The organism is Azospirillum largimobile (assembly GCF_977007025.2).
Window position 1 is genome coordinate 2,581,520 of the sequence record NZ_CDRMUA020000001.1, and the last position, 16,782, is coordinate 2,598,301.

Consider the following 16,782-nt stretch of genomic DNA (forward strand, 5'->3'; position numbering starts at 1 on the left):
GACTGGTCAGGCGGGGAAACCTGACCGGGATCCCCCATCCGCTTCGGACCGTTCTTTCGGTGCGGATCACACCCTGCCGGAACACGGGAGGAGACGCCGGATGAAGAGCCGCGATCGCAGGATCGCCCCGCGTCCCGGCTCCACCCGCCCGGCTTCCGCATGCGGAGCCGCTCAGTTGCCGGCGACCCCGCGAGGGGTGCGGCGGATGGCCTCCAGTTCCAGGGCAAGGGCGTCGCGTCGGCGGATCATCTCGTCCAGATCCTCCAGCTCCGCCGCTTCCTGGCAAGCGTCGCGAAAGTCCTTTTCCCGCTGCAGCCGGACCAGCAGGACCTTGTAGTTGTCGGCGATGCTGGCGAGATGGCGTTGCGCGCCCTGCAGTGCTTCCGCCAGCTGGTTGCGCTCCCGCGCGCCGTCCCGCATCAGCCGGGCCAATTCCCCCTGCTGCCGTCCGGCATTGCGGATCAGGCGGGCCAGCCGGTAGCGGCGGAGGTCGACGACCTCGGCCTCTCCCGGGACGGATCCACGGCAACGGGAACCCATTGGGGACAACCTGTTCGCGAGCGACTCGGGCGGAGCGGACTCAGGCACGGCAACCCCACATGTTTGTTCCGGGGGATGGCCACCCCTCGATCACCATATGGAGCAGAGGAAACAACCGGACCGATAGGGACCGGCCGCCGCATCAGCCGGCAAGCGAGAACGACCACCGCCATGATCGGTCGATAAACCGGGCTTGTCCACCCGATAGTGCCGCGGATGTATGTATTTTAGTCGAAGGTCTCATAACAAAGGCAGGGTAACGGTGAAGTCGGCGCCGTCGACCGCTCCCTCCGATACCTGACGGTTTCGCGCGGATATCGCACCGTTGTGCGCACTGACTATCTGCTTTGCTATCGAAAGTCCGAGACCGGAATGAGTCCCGAACTTCTCGCCCGCCGGACGTTCGGTGTAGAAGCGGTCGAAGATCGCCTCTTCCTTCCCGTCGGGGATGCCGGGCCCCTGGTCCGACACCACCACGGTCACGGTGCGTCCGGTGCGCCGGGCGGACAGCCGCACGACGCCGCCGGGCGGCGAGAAGGACAGGGCGTTGTCGATCAGGTTCTGGAACACCTGCGTCAGCCGCCCCTCCAGCCCCGGCACCACCAGCCGCTCGCCCGCGGGAATGTCGATCACGACGCGGGGCGGCATGGGCCGGCCATCCTCCCCGCCGCCTTCTCCAGGCGCTTCGCCACCACCGGCCGCCACCGTCTCGTCCACGGTTTCGGCAACCGTCTGGCGCAGCTCGGCCAGCATTGTCAGCAGCAAGCCGATGTCGACCGGCTCCGGCTCCGCCCGCGACAGCTCGGCATCGAGCCGCGATGCGTTGGAGATGTCGCTGATCAGCCGGTCCAGCCGCTGCACGTCGTCGGCGATGATCGCCATCAGCCGGTCGCGGTGGCGCGGATCGCTGACGCGGCCGGCGGTTTCCACCGCGCTGCGCAACGACGTCAGCGGGTTCTTGATCTCGTGGGCGACGTCGGCGGCGAAACGTTCGATGGCGTCCATCCGCGTCCACAGCGCATCGGTCATCTCGCGCAGCACGCCGGACAGTTCGCCGATCTCGTCGCCGCGGCGGGTCAGGTCGGGGATCTCGGCATGGCGGCCGTGGCTGGTGCGCAGCCGGTCGGCGGCCTGGGCCAGCCGGCGGATCGGCCGGGCGATGGTGCCGGCAAGATAGAAGGACAAGGCGACCGTCACCAGCAGCGCCACGCCGAACACCCGCAGGATGTCGAAACGGACGGAGCGGATGGCCCGGTCGATCTCGCCGCCGCTGCGCGCCAGCAGCACCGCGCCCAGCACCTCGCGGTAGCGCTGCACCGGCACCGCCACCGTCAGCAGCAGTTCCGGGTCGCCGCCCTCGCCGTCGACGCGCCAGACGGTGGCCGCCGCCTCGCCGCCGAGCGCCCGCTCCACGTCGGGGTTCGGCCGGCCGGGCGCTTCGCGGTAGGCCGGCAGCCCTTCGCGGCTGGGCACCACGTCGATCAGCCGGGTGTAGAGGTCGTTGATCGCGCGGCTGACCGGATCGCCGGCGGGCGGAGTGGGCAGCTCGCGGATCTCGATGCGCCCCTGCGAGCCGACCAGCACGCGGCTGTCGGACAGCATGTGCCCGTCGATGTCGTACAGGCGGGTGCGGGTCGCCGTCGCCTCCGCCAGGCGGCGGACCATCGGCCGGGCCAGTTCGGGGGCCAGTTCGAACCGCTCGCCCCCCTCGTCTGTGGTGGATGCGCCGGTGGGGGAGGGAGCGGTCAGGATGCGGTTCACCGCGCCCTCGCCCAGCGCGGAGGCGAAGATGCGCGCCTCGGTGGTCAGCGCCTCGGTCTCCGCCTGGATCAGCCGGTCCTGGTAGCGGCCGAGATAGAGCAGGCCCGCCGCCAGCACCAGCAGCGCCAGCACGTTCACCGCCAGGATGCGCAGGGTCAGCGGCGACACGCCGCGCCGCTGCACCGGCCTCTCCTTGGGCCGCACTCCGCCCGTCGCGGACACCGGTCTACTCCTTGTACCGGTAGCCGACGCCATAGAGCGTTTCGATCTGGGAGAAGTCGGCGTCGACCGCCTTGAACTTCTTGCGCAGCCGCTTGATGTGGCTGTCGATGGTGCGGTCGTCGACGTAGACATGCTCGCCATAGGCCGCGTCCATCAGCTGGTCGCGGTTCTTCACATGGCCCGGCCGCTGGGCCAGCGCCCGGACCAGCAGGAACTCGGTCACCGTCAGGTCGATCGGCTGGCCCTTCCAGCTGCAGGCATGGCGGGCGCCGTCGAGCAGAAGCGGCCCGCGGGTGATCATCTGGCCGGGATCGGCGTCGGCGGTCTCCCCGCGCAACGCCTCGCGCCGCAGCAGAGCCCGGATGCGCTCGATCAGCAGGCGTTGCGAGAAGGGCTTCTTGATGTAGTCGTCCGCCCCCATACGCAGGCCCATCAGCTCGTCCAGCTCGTCGTCCTTGCTGGTCAGGAAGATGACGGGGATGTGGCTGGTCTGACGCAGACGTTGCAGCAACTCCATGCCGTCCATGCGCGGCATCTTGATATCGAGCACGGCGAGGTCGGGCGGGCGCTGGGTCAGGCCGCGCAGCGCCTCGGCGCCGTCGGTATAGGTGCGCACGTCGAAACCTTCGGCCTCCAGGGCGATGGAGACGGAAGCCAGGATGTTGCGATCGTCATCCACCAGGGCGACGGTGTGGGCCATGGTCGTAACAGCTTCCCAATCGGTCAGAACGGAACGGTCGAGCGGGGCCGGACCTGAAATGTTAGCGGAAACATCAGGCATAGGCCGGGTGGTCATCCCAATACTTTATGCCAGAGTCCAGGTACCAGCGGCAGTTTTCTCTTTTCCCGCAGCATTTGTATGGTCCAATATGGCGGCAATGCGGCGCCGAACAACGGTGCCGCGCGGGAGAACGCACTCGTTTTGGAATGAGTTTTCTGAACGCCCTTTCGGCGTCCTCTCCGGCCGGCACCGCTCCGGATGTGAGGGAGGGCGCGATGCCTCCCGGCGACCGCCCGGGCGGCACGGCTCCGGCCACCAGTGCCCGGCGCCTGATGCGCGCCTGCGACCGCGCCGCGCTGGCCACCGCCCAGCGGCCCGACGGCAGCGCCGAGGCCGGCGGCGCGGACACGGGCGGTTGGCCCTACCCCTCGCTGGTGCTGGTGGCGTTCGACCATGACGGCAGCCCGCTGCTTCTGCTCTCCACGCTGGCCGACCACACCCGCAACCTGCTGGCCGATGGCCGGGTCGGACTGCTGTTCGACGGCACCGCCGGGCTGGCGCAGCCGCTGACCGGTGCGCGCCTGTCGGTCCTGGGCCGCGCGGAGCGGTCGGACGACCCTGCCCACCGGGCGCGTTACCTGCGCCGCCATCCCGATGCCGATTTCTATGCCGGCTTCGCCGATTTCGCCATCTACCGCGTGACGGTGGAGCGCGCTCATCTGGTCGCCGGCTTCGGCCGCATCCACTGGCTGTCCGCCGCCGAGCTGGACCTGCCCACCTCCGCTCCCGCACTGGCGGCGGGGGAGACGGAATTGCTCGACCGCCTGAACGGCGAGGGGTACGGCCCCCGGCTGGCTCCCTCCACGGATGGGGACGGCACCGGGCAAGGGGCAAGCTGGAGCTTGACCGGGGTGGACCCGGAGGGATGCGATCTGCGACGCGGGGGGTACGTCGCCCGCGTCGATTTTGAGCAGAGAATCCACGACCCGGAATCGGCTAGACTGATGCTGGATGCACTGATCCGGCCGCAGGACGGGACCGGACCGCCAGGACATGCGACAACCGGCAAAGGGGGCGCCTGACGGACCCCGAAGCCCAAGAAGGGACGCCCGACCAACAGGGACGCCCGGATAAAGGGCCACCGAAAAGAGCCCGACCACAACAGCCAAAGAAGCCGAAGGCGGAACAAGCCAAAAGGCGCGATCACAGACCGAGAGAGACGAGCAGCCAACCGTCAGCCCGAACGACCAGCCGAGAGGTCGCTTCGACACCACCGCACACCGCACCAAGAACAAGAAGGCGGCGTGCGGGCACGCGCAACCAGGAGAACACTTCAGTGGACCATAACGGATCGACCCGTTTCCCGTCCGGGCCCCTGGCCCCCAGACCTGTCGCCTCAGGGCCGCCCTTTGCACCGTTTCGTCGCCGCGCCTGCGCGGTGCCGCCGATCCCGGCGGGCCTCCGGCCCTGCCGCCCGTTCGGACCGGCACCCCGCTGATCGGGCCGCCGATCCGGCGGACTCTTTCCATCTGACACGACAACGGACAAAGACGGCCGGACCGGCCGCGGGGACCCGATGGGGAATGCCCGGCGCGGCGGTACCGGCCCAGCCTTCGAGAGGACGATATGACTGGCAATATGCGGACGCGGAACAAGAAGCTCCTGGCCTGGGTCGAGGAGATCGCGCTGAAATGCAAACCGGAGCGCGTTCACTGGTGCGACGGGTCGCAGGAGGAATATGACCGTCTCTGCAACGAGATGGTGGAGGCCGGCACCTTCATCCGCCTGAACGAGGCCAAGCGCCGGAACTCCTTCCTCTGCCGCTCCGATCCGGGCGACGTCGCCCGTGTCGAGGACAGCACCTACATCTGCTCGCGCTCGCGCGAGGAAGCCGGTCCGACCAACAACTGGATGGACCCGGAGGAGATGAAGGCCAAGCTGGACGGCCTGTTCGAGGGCTGCATGCGCGGCCGCACCATGTATGTGGTGCCGTTCAGCATGGGGCCGCTGGGCTCCGACATCTCGCACATCGGCGTGCAGATTTCCGACAGCCCCTATGTCGCCGTCAACATGCGCCTGATGACCCGCATGGGCCAGAAGGTGCTGGACATCCTGGGCGACGGCGACTTCGTCCCCTGCCTGCACTCCATCGGCGCCCCGCTGGAGCCGGGCCAGCAGGACGTGCCGTGGCCCTGCAACGCCGACAACAAGTACATCGTCCACTTCCCGGAAGAGCACCGCATCGTCTCCTACGGCTCCGGCTACGGCGGCAACGCGCTGCTGGGCAAGAAGTGCTTCGCGCTGCGCATCGCGTCCTCCATGGGCCGCGAGCAGGGCTGGCTGGCCGAGCACATGCTGATCCTGGGCGTGGAAAGCCCGACCGGCGAGAAGACCTATGTCGGCGCCGCCTTCCCGTCGGCCTGCGGCAAGACCAACTTCGCCATGCTGGTCCCGCCGAAGGAGTTCGAGGGCTGGAAGGTCCGCACCATCGGTGACGACATCGCCTGGATCAAGCCGCAGCCCGACGGCACGCTGCGCGCCATCAACCCGGAGGCCGGCTTCTTCGGTGTCGCCCCCGGCACCAGCGTGAAGTCGAACCCGAATGCGCTGAAGACGCTGGACCACAACGTCATCTTCACCAACGTCGCGCTGACCGACGACGGCGACGTCTGGTGGGAAGGCCTGACCGACGAGGCGCCGACGCACCTGATCGACTGGCAGGGCAAGGACTGGACCCCGGGCTGCGGCCGCGTCGCCGCCCACCCGAACAGCCGCTTCACCGCCCCGGCGGCGCAGTGCCCGTCGATCGACCCGGCCTGGGAGGATCCGGCCGGCGTTCCGATCAGCGCCTTCATCTTCGGCGGCCGCCTCTCGAAGACCTTCCCGCTGGTGTTCGAGGCCTACAACTGGCGCGAAGGCGTCTATTGGGCCGCGACCATGGGCTCGGAGGCCACCGCCGCCGCCGTCGGCCAGGCCGCCATCCGCCGCGACCCGTTCGCCATGCTGCCCTTCTGCGGCTACAACATGGCCGATTACTGGAACCACTGGCTGTCGATGGAAGGCAAGGTCGAAAGCCTGCCGCGCATCTACCGCGTCAACTGGTTCCGCAAGGACGAGAACGGCAAGTTCGTCTGGCCGGGCTTCGGCGACAACATGCGCGTGCTGAAGTGGATCGTCGACCGCGTCCGCGGCCGCGCCACCGACGTGGCGGAATCGCCCTTCGGCTACTCCCCGCGCTACCAGGATCTGAACTGGTCCGGCCTGAACTTCCCGGCCGACAAGTTCGCCAAGATCATGGACATCGACCGCAAGGAGGCCGAGGCCGAGGCGAAGGACCAGGAGGAACTGTTCAACCGCTTCGGCGATCGGCTGCCCAGCGAGATCGAGCAGCAGCGGATCGCCCTGCTGAAGCGGCTGGAGAACAGCCCGGAGGTCTGGCGCATCGGCTGACAGGCCGAAACGCCGCACAGGTAAGGATGGGGGCTGCCGCAAGGCGGCCCCTTTTCCTTATGCGGCCGATAAGGATGAACCGCCTGTCATCTTGGCTCCGCCGAGGCGGCAGCCGGTCGTGCCTCATGCCGCGGCAAGTCTCCAGCCGTTGCAACGGCTCCCGCTCTTTGCCGGATCTTCCGATCTTTCAGCGATTTAACCGGCTTGTCGCAATGGTCGGGCATAAAGTCGGTCACCCCGGTCCGCGCATTCGAGGGAGGGCGACATCATGACCGATCATCAGCTTCCACCGGAGGACGGCGACGAGTCGGCAGTGCCGAACCTTACCGCCGCGGAGCAGGAGGATGCCGCCTTGCTGGCGTCCAAGCGCCAGCCCTGTGCCATCAGCGGAAAGCGCCGGCCCAAGCGCGACCTGATCGCACTGGACGCGCTGCGCCCCAACCTCGCCGACCGCATCCGGCAGGACCACCCGCATCTGGAGCCGGACTCGCAGATCAGCCGACAGGAGCTGGCGCGCTACCGCTCGCTCTATGTGGCGGAGCTGCTGCAGGCCGAACATGGCGAGCTGAGCGAACTGGACCGCGAGGTCGCCGAAAGCCTCGCCCGCCACGAGACGCTGGCCGAGAACCCGGAGGAGGAATACGACGACCGCCGCACGCTGGGCGAACGCCTGTCGGACGGATTGGCCAGCTTCGGCGGCAGCTGGGCCTTCCTGATCTCCTTCGCCGTCTTCCTGGGCGTGTGGATGATCATCAACATCCTCGAAGGCGATCCGAAGGCCTTCGATCCCTACCCTTTCATCCTGCTGAACCTGCTGCTGTCCTGCCTGGCCGCCATCCAGGCCCCGGTCATCATGATGAGCCAGAAGCGGCAGGAGGCGAAGGACAGGCTGCGCTCAGAGAACGACTACCGCGTCAACCTGAAGGCCGAGCTGGAAATCCGGCACCTGCACGAGAAGATGGATTACCTGATCCAGCGCCAATGGCAGCGCCTGACCGAAATCCAGCAGCTGCAGCTGGAGATCATGCAGGAAAAGCGCCTGCGCAAGTGATCGCTTGCCGACAGGACGGCAGTCGCGTCAGCGCTTGCGCTTGCCGTCCAGTTCCAGCATGCCGCGCAGTGCCGCGATGGTCTTGCTGAGCGGCGTCGGATCGACCGCCTTGGGAGCAGCCTGCTTGCCAGCCGGTGCCGCAGGCCCTGCCTCTTCCGCCGGAGGAGCGGGCGGCTCGATGCGGGACGGCGGGCGCGGCTTGCCGGCGCGCGGCTTCGGCGGCGGGGCGGGTGCCGGAGGAGGCTCGGGCGTCACCTCCTCCTCGATCAGGCCGCGCAGGGCCTTCATCGCCTCTTCGATCTCGCGTTCCTGGGCAGAGCGGCGCCCGGCCGGCGCCGGATCCCGGTCGGGATCGGGGTCCATCTCCGGATCGGGCGCCGGATCGGCATCGAAGCGGGAAAGCGGATCGTCCCGGCTCGCGTCCTCATCCTCCCAACCGGCCGCCGTGCCGGGGTTCCTGTCGGCGTTCCTGCCGGGGTTCCCGTCGGGGCCTTTGCCGATGCCCCTTTCCCTCGCGGCAGGTGACTTGCGCGGCGGGGGCGGAGCGTCGTCGTCCGTGTCGTTGGCCGCGTCCTCGATCATCGACCGCAGGGCGGCGAGGGTGCGGTCAAAGCCTTCCTCATCCTCCGGCGGCGGGGGCGGTCGCTGGGCACGGCGTTCGGCCCGGTGCTGGTCGAAATTGAGCGGTTCATCGGCCGGCGGCGGTGCGGCGGGCTTCGAAGACTTGACCGCCGGTCGAACGGCCGGTCGGGCAGCCGGCTTTTCCGGGTCGCGGATCGCGAAGGACAGGATCTCCTCGTCCGACGGCTCCTCATCCTCATCGAAGCCGTCCGCCGCGTCGCGGTCGTCGTCCTGCCAGCGGTCGGAGTCAGGATCGGCCCAATCCTCATCGAAATCCCTGCGCACCAGGACCTTGTGGGAGAAGACCGGCGGCTCGCTCTCTTCCTCCTGCCCGTCGTCGATGTCCTCTTCCGTTCCCGGCTGCTCGAAATGGCGGGCAGGCGCCGGCTTGCGGTCGTCCGGTTCGTCGTCCTCGCTCCAGTGGGCCTGGGCGAGCAGGCGATGCATCGCCGCCAGCGTCTCATCCCCGCCCTCGTCGGGATCGGAGTTCAGCGCCGTGTTGCGGGCGATCTCTTCCCCCGCGGCGGCCGGCGGTGCCGGATCGTCCCATTCCGCATCGACCGGTTCACCGCCATCCAACTCGCCGTCGCGGTCGGGCTCATCGTCGCCCGGCCTGATCGCACCCAGCCGCGCCGCCATGTCCGCCAGCGAAACCGGTTCCCACAGCGGAGCGGTGCCGTCATCCCCCGGACCATCGGCCACCAGATCGGACAGCGGCAGCTCCGACAGCGGCTTGCCGCGCATCGGGGCAGTGAGAGGCGGTGGGGGGGGAGGCGGAGACGAGGTCTGCGCTCCGACCACCGGACCGCCGCCGCGCAACGAGGCGAGCAGGCCGTTCAGCGCCGCCAGCGGGGCGTCGAAGGACGGCTCCTCGTTCGCGGCCTCGAATGAGGCGGCCGGCGGTGCCGCCAGGATCGGCCGGCTCTCGATGTCGCGGGAATCGCAGCGCGAGCAGCGGTAATGCGGTGCGATCGACAGCACCGGATAGTTCGGGCCGAAGCGCCGTTCCAGCATGGCACGGGGAAGCACGCCGCCATGCCCGCAGGCGCGGCAGCGCAGTTGCACGTCGGCGTCGATGTCGCGGAGGAACAGCATGCGGGCCATGCCGCGCAGTATAGCGGCGGGCCTGCGGCTTTCCCATCCCATTCGGGAGACGTGGCCCGCGCAACGCACCGCTTGCCGCGATGCGGCGGCCTTGGCACAGTCGCGCCATGACGCAAGCGACCCGCGACGATCAGGTTCCATCCCCCTGCATCCGGCTCTGCACGCTGGACGAGCAGGAGGTCTGCGTCGGCTGTTACCGGACGCTGAACGACATCATGGTCTGGAGGGATCTCGATCCCGCCGGGCGCCTCGCGGTGCTGGACGCGGCGGACCGGCGTCGTGCGGCGGCGGCGGGGACCGGGATATCGGGGCAGGCGCCTGCTGTGGCGCCCGGCCGGGTCACATCGCGCTGGTGACGGTCAGCCCCTGTTCGGACAGGCTGTCGAAGACATCCTTGAACTTCCGCAGATAGCGGGAGCGGTAGGCGTCGAAATCGGCGGCGATGGCCGCCTCGGCATTCTTGGACTTCTTGAATTCGGCAACGCGGTGGGCGTTCTCGGCGTGGTAGAGGGCGAAAGCGCCCTTGGTGACCAGATCGTTGCCGGACTGGTCTGCTTTCTGTTTGTCGCTGTTCATCAATCCATGTCCAGGTGGAGCCGACATCCGGCCACCATAAGCCGGATGATCGGCGGGGCAGTTGGTCCGGCCAGCGGGCTGGACCACGGACGGAAAGCCTACGCCCGCTCCGGCGCCCCCGCAATGCTGCGACGCACCATCATGCCACCACCCCGCGCAACGCCGCCATGCGGTCACGGTCGACGCGGATGCGGTCCAGATGCTGGGCGATGACGGCGGTGATGGGCAGGGGAAGCTCCTTCGCCATGGCTTCGTCGAAGCGGCGCAGGCATTCGGTTTCGCCGCGTTCGACCTCTGCGATGATGGCGGCGCGGTCGTGGCCCATCACGGCGGATTTCAGCTCCAGGAAGAAGCGGTGGGCACCGCCCATCATGGTGCCGCCCATGTCGGGCGCCCCGCCCTGTTCGGCGACCAGCCTCTGGATCTCGCGGACGATGGCGCCGCGCTGGGCGGCCAGATCGTTGAACAGGGCCTTCAGATCCTCGTCCTCGGCGGTTTCGGCGGCCTGCCGGTAACCTTCGTGACTGTCCTCGACGATGCGGATCAGGTCGTTGAGCGTATCGACGATCTGGTCTTTTTCCATGGCGGCAGGTCCTCCCAAACATCCCCTTCGTTGCCACAACCCTGCCGTAGGGCTGAATGTTCCCGCGCCGCACCGGGAGCAATCGGGGGTGCACCGGTGGGGTGCGCTGACGGATTTAGGCAGCCGCCCCGGAAACGGCGGGCACGGCGGACCGGCGGCCGAACAGCCCCCGGAAGGTCCCGGCGCGCCACAGGGCGAGGCCATGCCCGGTCAGCGCCATCGCGTCCGACACCAGCCCGAAGACCGATCCGGCCAGCAGATTGTGACCCGACCCCACCAGCGTCGCGCCGACGAAGAACAGCCGCATCCGCCCGACCGCGCCCTGCCAGCGGCCAAGCGTCGCCAGCAGGAAGCCGGTTGCCGACAGCGCCGACATCGGCCCCTGCCAGGTCAGCGCCGCCACCGCCAGGGCCGCCGGCACGGTCAGCGCATAGAGCAGCCCCAGCATCCGCCCTGGTTGCAGCCGGCAGCGCACGGCCATCTGCACCAGCCCCAGCGCGCACATCAGCATGCCGGTCCAGGCCCCCAGCAACAGGAAGTGAAGCAGAAAAAGCGTGGACGCCATCGCCTGCGCCAACAGGATCGCCCGCCGGTCGCCGAGCAGCGTCGACAGGGTTCCGGCCAGCAGTCCGGCAATGCCGGTCGCCGCGATGGGAGAAATGGCGGTAAGGGTGGGAAGATAATCCAGTAGAAATGCCGTCATGGAGTGCCTTCGCATGAAGAACATGCCGCAATGCAGCGAAGGCGGCAGACGCTAGTCTCCGACGGTTAATTGGTTATGAACGGCAGTGTGACCGGAAACAGACCAAAAGATGACCGCTCCATGGCCCCAGACAATTGGCGGAGGCAATCATGTGAAGCACGCTGAACTCTGTAGTGACTATTGTGTGTTCTCTGCACAGCCGTTCGACAACGAGGAGTTTCGAGCCGCCTTCCCCACGGAAGAGCAACGATTTCGGGTTGGAACCTGTCCATCCTTGTTGTTGGCAATGCAGCGCAACGACGGCATTCTCGCTCCGCCACGACCGCGTTGTTATCGACGCCTATCGACGCGGTACGGCCGTGATCGGGGGATCATCGCAAATCAGGGGAAAGACCATGGCGCAGTACGGACGGCATCCCGCGTCGCTGGGATGGGAACCGAAGCCGAAATCGGCCAAGACCGGCGCCACGCGCGCCCAATCCGGGCGTACGACGCGCAACGGTCCGCTGTGCTGCGCCTGCGGGCGGCCGATCCGCACGGGCGATCCGCATTGGGCCGGTCATGGCGACCAGCGCCCTTGGCATTACGCATGCGCCGAGCGGGCGGGCCTCACATGGTCATGGGCCTCCCGCCCGGCCATGTCCCCTCTTCCCGCCGCGGAGATGGATTGACCGCGGCTTTCCGGTCCTCTGTGCTCACCGGAACTGCGGCGCCGCCCGATCCGGCAAGCGCCTCCTCGCGCCCCCGACGATAGGCGTCGCGCTCCGCCTCCAGGATGGTTTCCGCCAGCCGCCGTTCGAACTCGCGCTCCACCAGGGCGGAGAACAGGTCGATGCGGAAGCGCGCTTGCAGGGACCGGCTGAGGCGGCGTGCTCGTTCGATCGGCTGCATGGGCGTTCCCCTTCTGGCAAACGGACGATACCGCCCAGCCTCAGGGATCGCCGCCAGCCCGGCAATCACGCCATCGGCGAACCGCCAACGCAAAAGAGAGCGCCCATCCGTACCCACCGGCACAGACCGCTCAGCCATCACGATCAAATTTTCAAAAGGGAATTTTCAAACCGCAACCGGTGCGGCGTTTGGAGCGGGTGAAGGGAATCGAACCCTCGTCGTAAGCTTGGGAAGCTTTCCCTGGGCCTTGCGTCAAATCCAGCATAACCGTCAAGAATGCTATATATAGCAGCGTCTTAACAAGCATACTGAGACCTCCGGGATCCTCTGAAATCCTCCCCCTTCCCACCCCGCACTGTCCCAAATCTGTCCCAAACCCATCGGGCTGTGGTGGGCCCCGGCTGCCGGTCACGCTGCGGGGTCGATCACCCCCTTCGGGCGGTGGTCTCCCTATCAGAGCACCTAACGAAACCCTGATTGGGCTGTTGAGAGGGGCATGGCAGCCCCTCTTGTCCCCGACGCCCTGTGGGCGATCATCGAACCGTTGATTCCTCCCGAACCGCTCAAGCTGAAGGGCGGGCGTCCCCGGCTGGATGACCGTGCCGCGCTGACCGGCATCCTGTTCGTGCTGCGCAGAGCGGCATCCCCTGGGAACTGCTGCCGATGGAGATGGGCTGCGGCTCCGGCATGACGTGCTGGCGCCGCCTTCATGAGTGGCATCAAGCCGGTGTCTGGGAACGGCTGCACCGCGTGCTGCTCGACCGGCTCGGCTATGCCAATGCCATCAACTGGGATCGGGCGGCGGTGGACAGCGCCAGCGTTCCGGCAAAAAGGGGGGCGAGGAGACCGGCCCGAACCCGACGGACCGCGGCAAACCGGGCTCCAAGCGCCACATCCTTGTGGACGCCAACGGCATCCCGCTCGCCTTGAGGATCTCGCCGGCCAACCGCCACGACAGCAAGCTGCTGGAGGCGCTGGTCGATGCTGTGCCGGCGATCCGCCAGTGTGCTGGGCGGCCGCGACGCCGACCGGCCAAGCTGCACGCCGACAAGGGCTATGATTTCGCCCACTGCCGACGGGCGCTGCGCCGGCGGGCGATCATTCCACGGATCGCCCGGCGCGGCGTTGAAAGCAGCGAGCGCCTGGGCCGGCATAGATGGGTGGTCGAGCGTACGCTCGCCTGGTTCGCCCGATTCCGGCGCATCACCGTCCGCTACGAGCGCCGCGCCGACATCTTCACCGCCTTCCACCATATCGCCGCTAGCCTCATCTGCTGGCGCTTCGTCCAGAGATGGTTCTGTTAGGCACTCTCAGCCCCATGATCCCTTGAACAGCGGTTCCAGGCCGGCGATTTTCGCCGGAAGGGATGGACCTTCTTCATGCCCGTCATGTGGGTGACAAGGGGCACTGGAGGCTTCCACGGGGTGGTGCTCGGTGCCTAAGCGGCGGCTGGCGCATGTCCGACAATGTCCATCAGCTTTGCATAGTCGGTAACGACGTCATACTTCACCTGATCGTCGGTAATGCGCTTGCCCAGTTCGTCGAAGAACCGGCGGGCGCACTCGATCTTGGTCTTCTCAATTTCGCGCAGCTTGAGGGTACTCATGGTCCCCTTGGTTTCCGCGACGAAATAGACGTGTTTGACAGTACCCGCTTTGAAGGCGATGGCCCAGTCTGGATTGTAGTCCCCAACGGGGGTGGGAATCAGGAAACCCCGCGGAAGCTTGGCATAGACGACGATCTCCTTGCTGGTATCCAGCTCTTCGACAAACCGCCTCTCCACATCGGAGTCGGTGATGGCATAGTCGTACACGTGGTTCTTCAGCTTGGCGGTGGCCCTCGAAAAATCCTGCCCCGTCTGATTGGCCGTGAAGATGCCGACGTCGTAACGCTCGGTCACCGTGTCGTAATTCAGGCGCTCGATGACCATCGTCGCCTTCTGCTCAGAGATGATCCGAGCGGTCTCCGCGATGAAATGCTCCGGATTCTGCTTGAACTGCGCAAAGACGGCGGGTGCCATGCCACTCAGAATGGCGGCCGTCGTGTTCCGGGTCAGGTGAACCTTATCCGCGACCTTTCCGACCAGGTCATAGGTGACCAGGGAATGTACGGACCCGCCCTGTTGCGTTGAGGTGGCCGTCATTGTGAAGCCGGCGCCGGATCTCAGCTGGGCATCCGTTAGCGCATCGGCCTGAACACCCTCCTGTACTGTGTACTGCAACGGCGTGACGCGAAGTTGAGAGTCGAGCGTACTGATGCACTTGCTCACGAGCTCTGCCGAGTCGAATTCGACGCGGTAGACCGCCTTATGGTTGAGCCGCGCCCAGAGCTCCTGGAACTCCTTCCTGTCAAAGTTGGCGTTCAGCGGGTTCGTCTTTGGCTTCCTGCCATCCTCGACCTTGGGTAGTTGCGTGTTGCTGAAGACGCTGTCGATCAGCTGGAAAATGCCATCAGCGAAGGGTTTTAGCTCATCCGGCAGATTCGCCAATTGCCCTGCCGCCTTGGCATCATGGTAGGCTGGGGATATCTGATCGGTTGTGTCCGTATAGTCGTGCTTCACCAGATATCGGTAGATCTGCTTTGCGATCGCGGCGGTAACCTCGACCAGACCAGATTCGGTGTTGATGACCTTCCCGGTGAAGTACGCCTCCGTGGCTCGCCGTGGACGGGCGGACAGGGTCTCTGCGATTTCCTGCTGTAGGCCGGCCACGAAGTCCCGATAACTCTCACTTGCGATGACCGTCAGCACGTTGATGTCGTGCACGATGGCGGGATGGTCCACGCGGTCTCCGTGCTGATCGACACACAGCCGCAGCCCACGCCCTACCTCCTGTCGGCGGGAGATGGTGTTGTCGCTGTGCTTCAGCATGCACATGACGAAGACGTTCGGGTTATCCCACCCCTCACGCAGCGCCGAGTGCGAGAAGATGAAGCGGGTTGGCTCGGCGAAGGACAGCAGGCGCTCCTTGTCCTTCAGGATCAGGTCGTAAGCATCGACATCATCGGAATCGACCGCCCTAGCGCCGACGTCCGGGTCCTTCAGGCGGCTGGTCTTCTTGTCGATCGAGAAATAACCGTTGTGGGTCTTGGTGGGATCAATTTTGGCCAGATGCTTCCGGTATGCCTCATTGTCGAGTTCAAGCTCAGACAGGTACTCGGCCTTTAGCAGATCGTACTCTTCCTCGAAGATCCGGGCATACTCGCCTTTTTCGTCGGCCCGATCGTAGTCGCGGTATTTCACCACCTCATCGATGAAGAACAGGGACAGCACCTTGATGCCCTGCGAGAAGAGCTGCTTCTCCTTATCCAGATGCGCCTTGATCGTTTCGCGGATCTGGATGCGGCGGATGTCGCGCTCGGACACCTCGCCATTGGCCTCGCCAGCCCTCAGAACCACGCCATTTGTCAACTCGACCGTGTCCTGTACCGCGTCGATCTCGTTGATCGTGAAGCCTCGGTACTGGTCCAGCTCGCCCGACACCACAAACAGGTCGTCACCGAATTCCAGCCGCCGCAGCTGTCGTTTGATCTCGCCAGATTTCAGCTTCACCTCCATCTCGATCCGCGCCACGGGGGCCTTCTTCGAGATGTCGATGCCTTCCAGGTAGAGGTAGGCGTTCGTACCGGCCAAGCCACGGGTGTGAATGCCGCGCACCGCGATCTTCTTGACCAGCTTTTGGTTGTAGGCGTCCAGCGCGTCCAGCCGGTGAACGCGGTTGTGCTGGGTGCGGTGCGTGGCCGAGTAGCGCAGGATGAAGAGCGGCTTGAACTTCGGCAGCGCCTCCATGGTCGCAGCGCCTTCCATCTTCTGCGGTTCGTCCAGGATCAGGATCGGCCGGTTCGAGGCGATCACGTCGATGGGCTTGCGCGACTGGAAGTCGTCCAGCTCCTCGTAGATGCGCCGGTTGTCGGCACCGCGCGCGTTGAACGCCTGGATGTTGATCACCATGACGTTGATCCCGGCGTCAGACGAAAAGCTCTCCAGCTCGTGCAGACGCTTGGAGTTATAGATGAAGAACCGCGCCTTCTTCCCGTAGCTTTCGGTGAAGTGGTCCGCCGTGATCTGCAGAGATTTGTAGACCCCTTCGCGGATGGCGATCGACGGGGCCATGATGATGAACTTCGACCAGCCATACCGCTTGTTCATCTCGAAGATGGTCTTGATGTAGCAGTAAGTCTTGCCCGTGCCGGTTTCCATTTCTACGTCGAGGTGAACGCGGGTTGCAGCCAGGGCGTCCCGCTTGTAGGTCGCGGCAACGGGCCCGCGCGCGCCTTGGCCGTTGAAGGTCGTGAAGTCCGTCAGCGACAGCGAGACGGGCAGGTTCTGCCGCCGCTGGACCTTCTGGATGTTCTCCAGGATCTGCGCGTCGGTCAGGGCCAGGTCGGCGTTTCTGAAGCCCTCATACTCCGCCTCGGGGCGCATTTGCTGACCCTTCATTAGGACGCCGGGGTCGATGCGGTAAGTCAGACCAAGGGTCATGGGCTGACCGGCGAAGCAGTCCAACACGTCATTGACAGCGTTGGTCTGATAGGGCTGGACCTTAAATTTGAGCTTCATG

13 protein-coding genes and 1 pseudogene are annotated in these 16,782 nt (G+C 66.2%); 5 read left to right on the plus strand and 9 right to left on the minus strand.

The annotated features are described in order from the left end of the window. Nucleotides 1–171: 171 nt before the first annotated feature. The 3 genes from ACWPKK_RS12200 to ACWPKK_RS12210 form a co-directional block, all read right to left on the minus strand. Nucleotides 172–540: a hypothetical protein gene (locus ACWPKK_RS12200; RefSeq protein ID WP_452004222.1), complete on the minus strand. Its 369-nt coding sequence runs from the start codon at nucleotides 538–540 to the stop codon at nucleotides 172–174. Between the two features lie 240 nt (nucleotides 541–780). Next, a complete protein-coding gene (locus ACWPKK_RS12205; protein WP_452004224.1) occupies nucleotides 781–2,556 on the minus strand; it encodes a stimulus-sensing domain-containing protein in 1,776 nt (591 codons plus the stop codon). Next, nucleotides 2,528–3,223, minus strand: coding sequence for a response regulator transcription factor (locus tag ACWPKK_RS12210; protein ID WP_324869289.1), 696 nt, complete (start codon nucleotides 3,221–3,223; stop codon nucleotides 2,528–2,530). The genes ACWPKK_RS12205 and ACWPKK_RS12210 overlap by 29 nt, the downstream gene beginning before the upstream one ends. Nucleotides 3,224–3,519: 296 nt before the next feature. On the opposite strand from ACWPKK_RS12210, the gene ACWPKK_RS12215 reads away from it, so the two are divergent. From ACWPKK_RS12215 to ACWPKK_RS12225, 3 genes are all read left to right on the plus strand, one after another. Next, on the plus strand, nucleotides 3,520–4,326 hold the full coding sequence (locus tag ACWPKK_RS12215; protein ID WP_452004227.1) for a HugZ family pyridoxamine 5'-phosphate oxidase: 807 nt from the start codon (nucleotides 3,520–3,522) through the stop codon (nucleotides 4,324–4,326). 544 nt (nucleotides 4,327–4,870) lie between these two features. Then, nucleotides 4,871–6,694 (plus strand): phosphoenolpyruvate carboxykinase (GTP), encoded by a 1,824-nt coding sequence (locus ACWPKK_RS12220; RefSeq protein ID WP_452004229.1) that lies wholly within the window; start codon nucleotides 4,871–4,873, stop codon nucleotides 6,692–6,694. Between the two features lie 268 nt (nucleotides 6,695–6,962). Further along, nucleotides 6,963–7,745, plus strand: a complete 783-nt coding sequence (locus ACWPKK_RS12225; protein WP_452004232.1) for a DUF1003 domain-containing protein — start codon at nucleotides 6,963–6,965, stop codon at nucleotides 7,743–7,745. A 27-nt stretch (nucleotides 7,746–7,772) separates the two neighbouring features. Here ACWPKK_RS12225 and ACWPKK_RS12230 read toward each other — a convergent pair whose 3' ends face one another. After that, nucleotides 7,773–9,461: a hypothetical protein gene (locus ACWPKK_RS12230; protein WP_452004235.1), complete on the minus strand. Its 1,689-nt coding sequence runs from the start codon at nucleotides 9,459–9,461 to the stop codon at nucleotides 7,773–7,775. A gap of 116 nt (nucleotides 9,462–9,577) precedes the next feature. On the opposite strand from ACWPKK_RS12230, the gene ACWPKK_RS12235 reads away from it, so the two are divergent. Continuing rightward, entirely contained in the window at nucleotides 9,578–9,826 is a 249-nt protein-coding gene (locus ACWPKK_RS12235) for a DUF1289 domain-containing protein (RefSeq protein WP_452004237.1), read from the plus strand. Here the strand turns inward: ACWPKK_RS12235 and ACWPKK_RS12240 are convergent. From ACWPKK_RS12240 to ACWPKK_RS12255, 4 genes are all read right to left on the minus strand, one after another. Next, on the minus strand, nucleotides 9,810–10,046 hold the full coding sequence (locus ACWPKK_RS12240; RefSeq protein ID WP_324869283.1) for a hypothetical protein: 237 nt from the start codon (nucleotides 10,044–10,046) through the stop codon (nucleotides 9,810–9,812). The genes ACWPKK_RS12235 and ACWPKK_RS12240 overlap by 17 nt on opposite strands. Before the next feature lie 139 nt (nucleotides 10,047–10,185). Then, nucleotides 10,186–10,629 carry a ferritin-like domain-containing protein gene (locus tag ACWPKK_RS12245; RefSeq protein ID WP_452004240.1) on the minus strand — a complete coding sequence of 148 codons (444 nt, stop codon included), beginning with the start codon at nucleotides 10,627–10,629 and terminating at the stop codon, nucleotides 10,186–10,188. A 115-nt stretch (nucleotides 10,630–10,744) separates the two neighbouring features. Further along, nucleotides 10,745–11,332 (minus strand): YgjV family protein, encoded by a 588-nt coding sequence (locus tag ACWPKK_RS12250; protein ID WP_452004242.1) that lies wholly within the window; start codon nucleotides 11,330–11,332, stop codon nucleotides 10,745–10,747. A gap of 609 nt (nucleotides 11,333–11,941) precedes the next feature. Beyond that, nucleotides 11,942–12,223 (minus strand): hypothetical protein, encoded by a 282-nt coding sequence (locus ACWPKK_RS12255; protein WP_324869280.1) that lies wholly within the window; start codon nucleotides 12,221–12,223, stop codon nucleotides 11,942–11,944. 496 nt (nucleotides 12,224–12,719) lie between these two features. On the opposite strand from ACWPKK_RS12255, the pseudogene ACWPKK_RS12260 reads away from it, so the two are divergent. Continuing rightward, nucleotides 12,720–13,527: pseudogene (locus tag ACWPKK_RS12260) on the plus strand (IS5 family transposase). Between the two features lie 134 nt (nucleotides 13,528–13,661). On the opposite strand, the gene ACWPKK_RS12265 reads toward ACWPKK_RS12260, so the two are convergent. After that, the gene (locus ACWPKK_RS12265; protein WP_452004245.1) at nucleotides 13,662–16,781 is read right to left on the minus strand and encodes a type III restriction-modification system endonuclease; all 3,120 of its coding nucleotides are present in this window, start codon (nucleotides 16,779–16,781) and stop codon (nucleotides 13,662–13,664) included. Between the last annotated feature and the right edge of the window lies 1 nt (nucleotide 16,782).

Coding starts and splice junctions, on each gene's coding strand:
- ACWPKK_RS12200 (WP_452004222.1), bottom strand. CDS start 540: ATGGGTTCCCGTTGCCGTGGATCCGTCCCGGGAGAGGCCGAGGTCGTC.
- ACWPKK_RS12225 (WP_452004232.1), top strand. CDS start 6,963: ATGACCGATCATCAGCTTCCACCGGAGGACGGCGACGAGTCGGCAGTG.
- ACWPKK_RS12230 (WP_452004235.1), bottom strand. CDS start 9,461: ATGCTGTTCCTCCGCGACATCGACGCCGACGTGCAACTGCGCTGCCGC.
- ACWPKK_RS12210 (WP_324869289.1), bottom strand. CDS start 3,223: ATGGCCCACACCGTCGCCCTGGTGGATGACGATCGCAACATCCTGGCT.
- ACWPKK_RS12245 (WP_452004240.1), bottom strand. CDS start 10,629: ATGGAAAAAGACCAGATCGTCGATACGCTCAACGACCTGATCCGCATC.
- ACWPKK_RS12235 (WP_452004237.1), top strand. CDS start 9,578: ATGACGCAAGCGACCCGCGACGATCAGGTTCCATCCCCCTGCATCCGG.
- ACWPKK_RS12205 (WP_452004224.1), bottom strand. CDS start 2,556: ATGGCGTCGGCTACCGGTACAAGGAGTAGACCGGTGTCCGCGACGGGC.
- ACWPKK_RS12220 (WP_452004229.1), top strand. CDS start 4,871: ATGACTGGCAATATGCGGACGCGGAACAAGAAGCTCCTGGCCTGGGTC.
- ACWPKK_RS12265 (WP_452004245.1), bottom strand. CDS start 16,781: ATGAAGCTCAAATTTAAGGTCCAGCCCTATCAGACCAACGCTGTCAAT.
- ACWPKK_RS12255 (WP_324869280.1), bottom strand. CDS start 12,223: ATGCAGCCGATCGAACGAGCACGCCGCCTCAGCCGGTCCCTGCAAGCG.
- ACWPKK_RS12215 (WP_452004227.1), top strand. CDS start 3,520: ATGCCTCCCGGCGACCGCCCGGGCGGCACGGCTCCGGCCACCAGTGCC.
- ACWPKK_RS12250 (WP_452004242.1), bottom strand. CDS start 11,332: ATGACGGCATTTCTACTGGATTATCTTCCCACCCTTACCGCCATTTCT.
- ACWPKK_RS12240 (WP_324869283.1), bottom strand. CDS start 10,046: ATGAACAGCGACAAACAGAAAGCAGACCAGTCCGGCAACGATCTGGTC.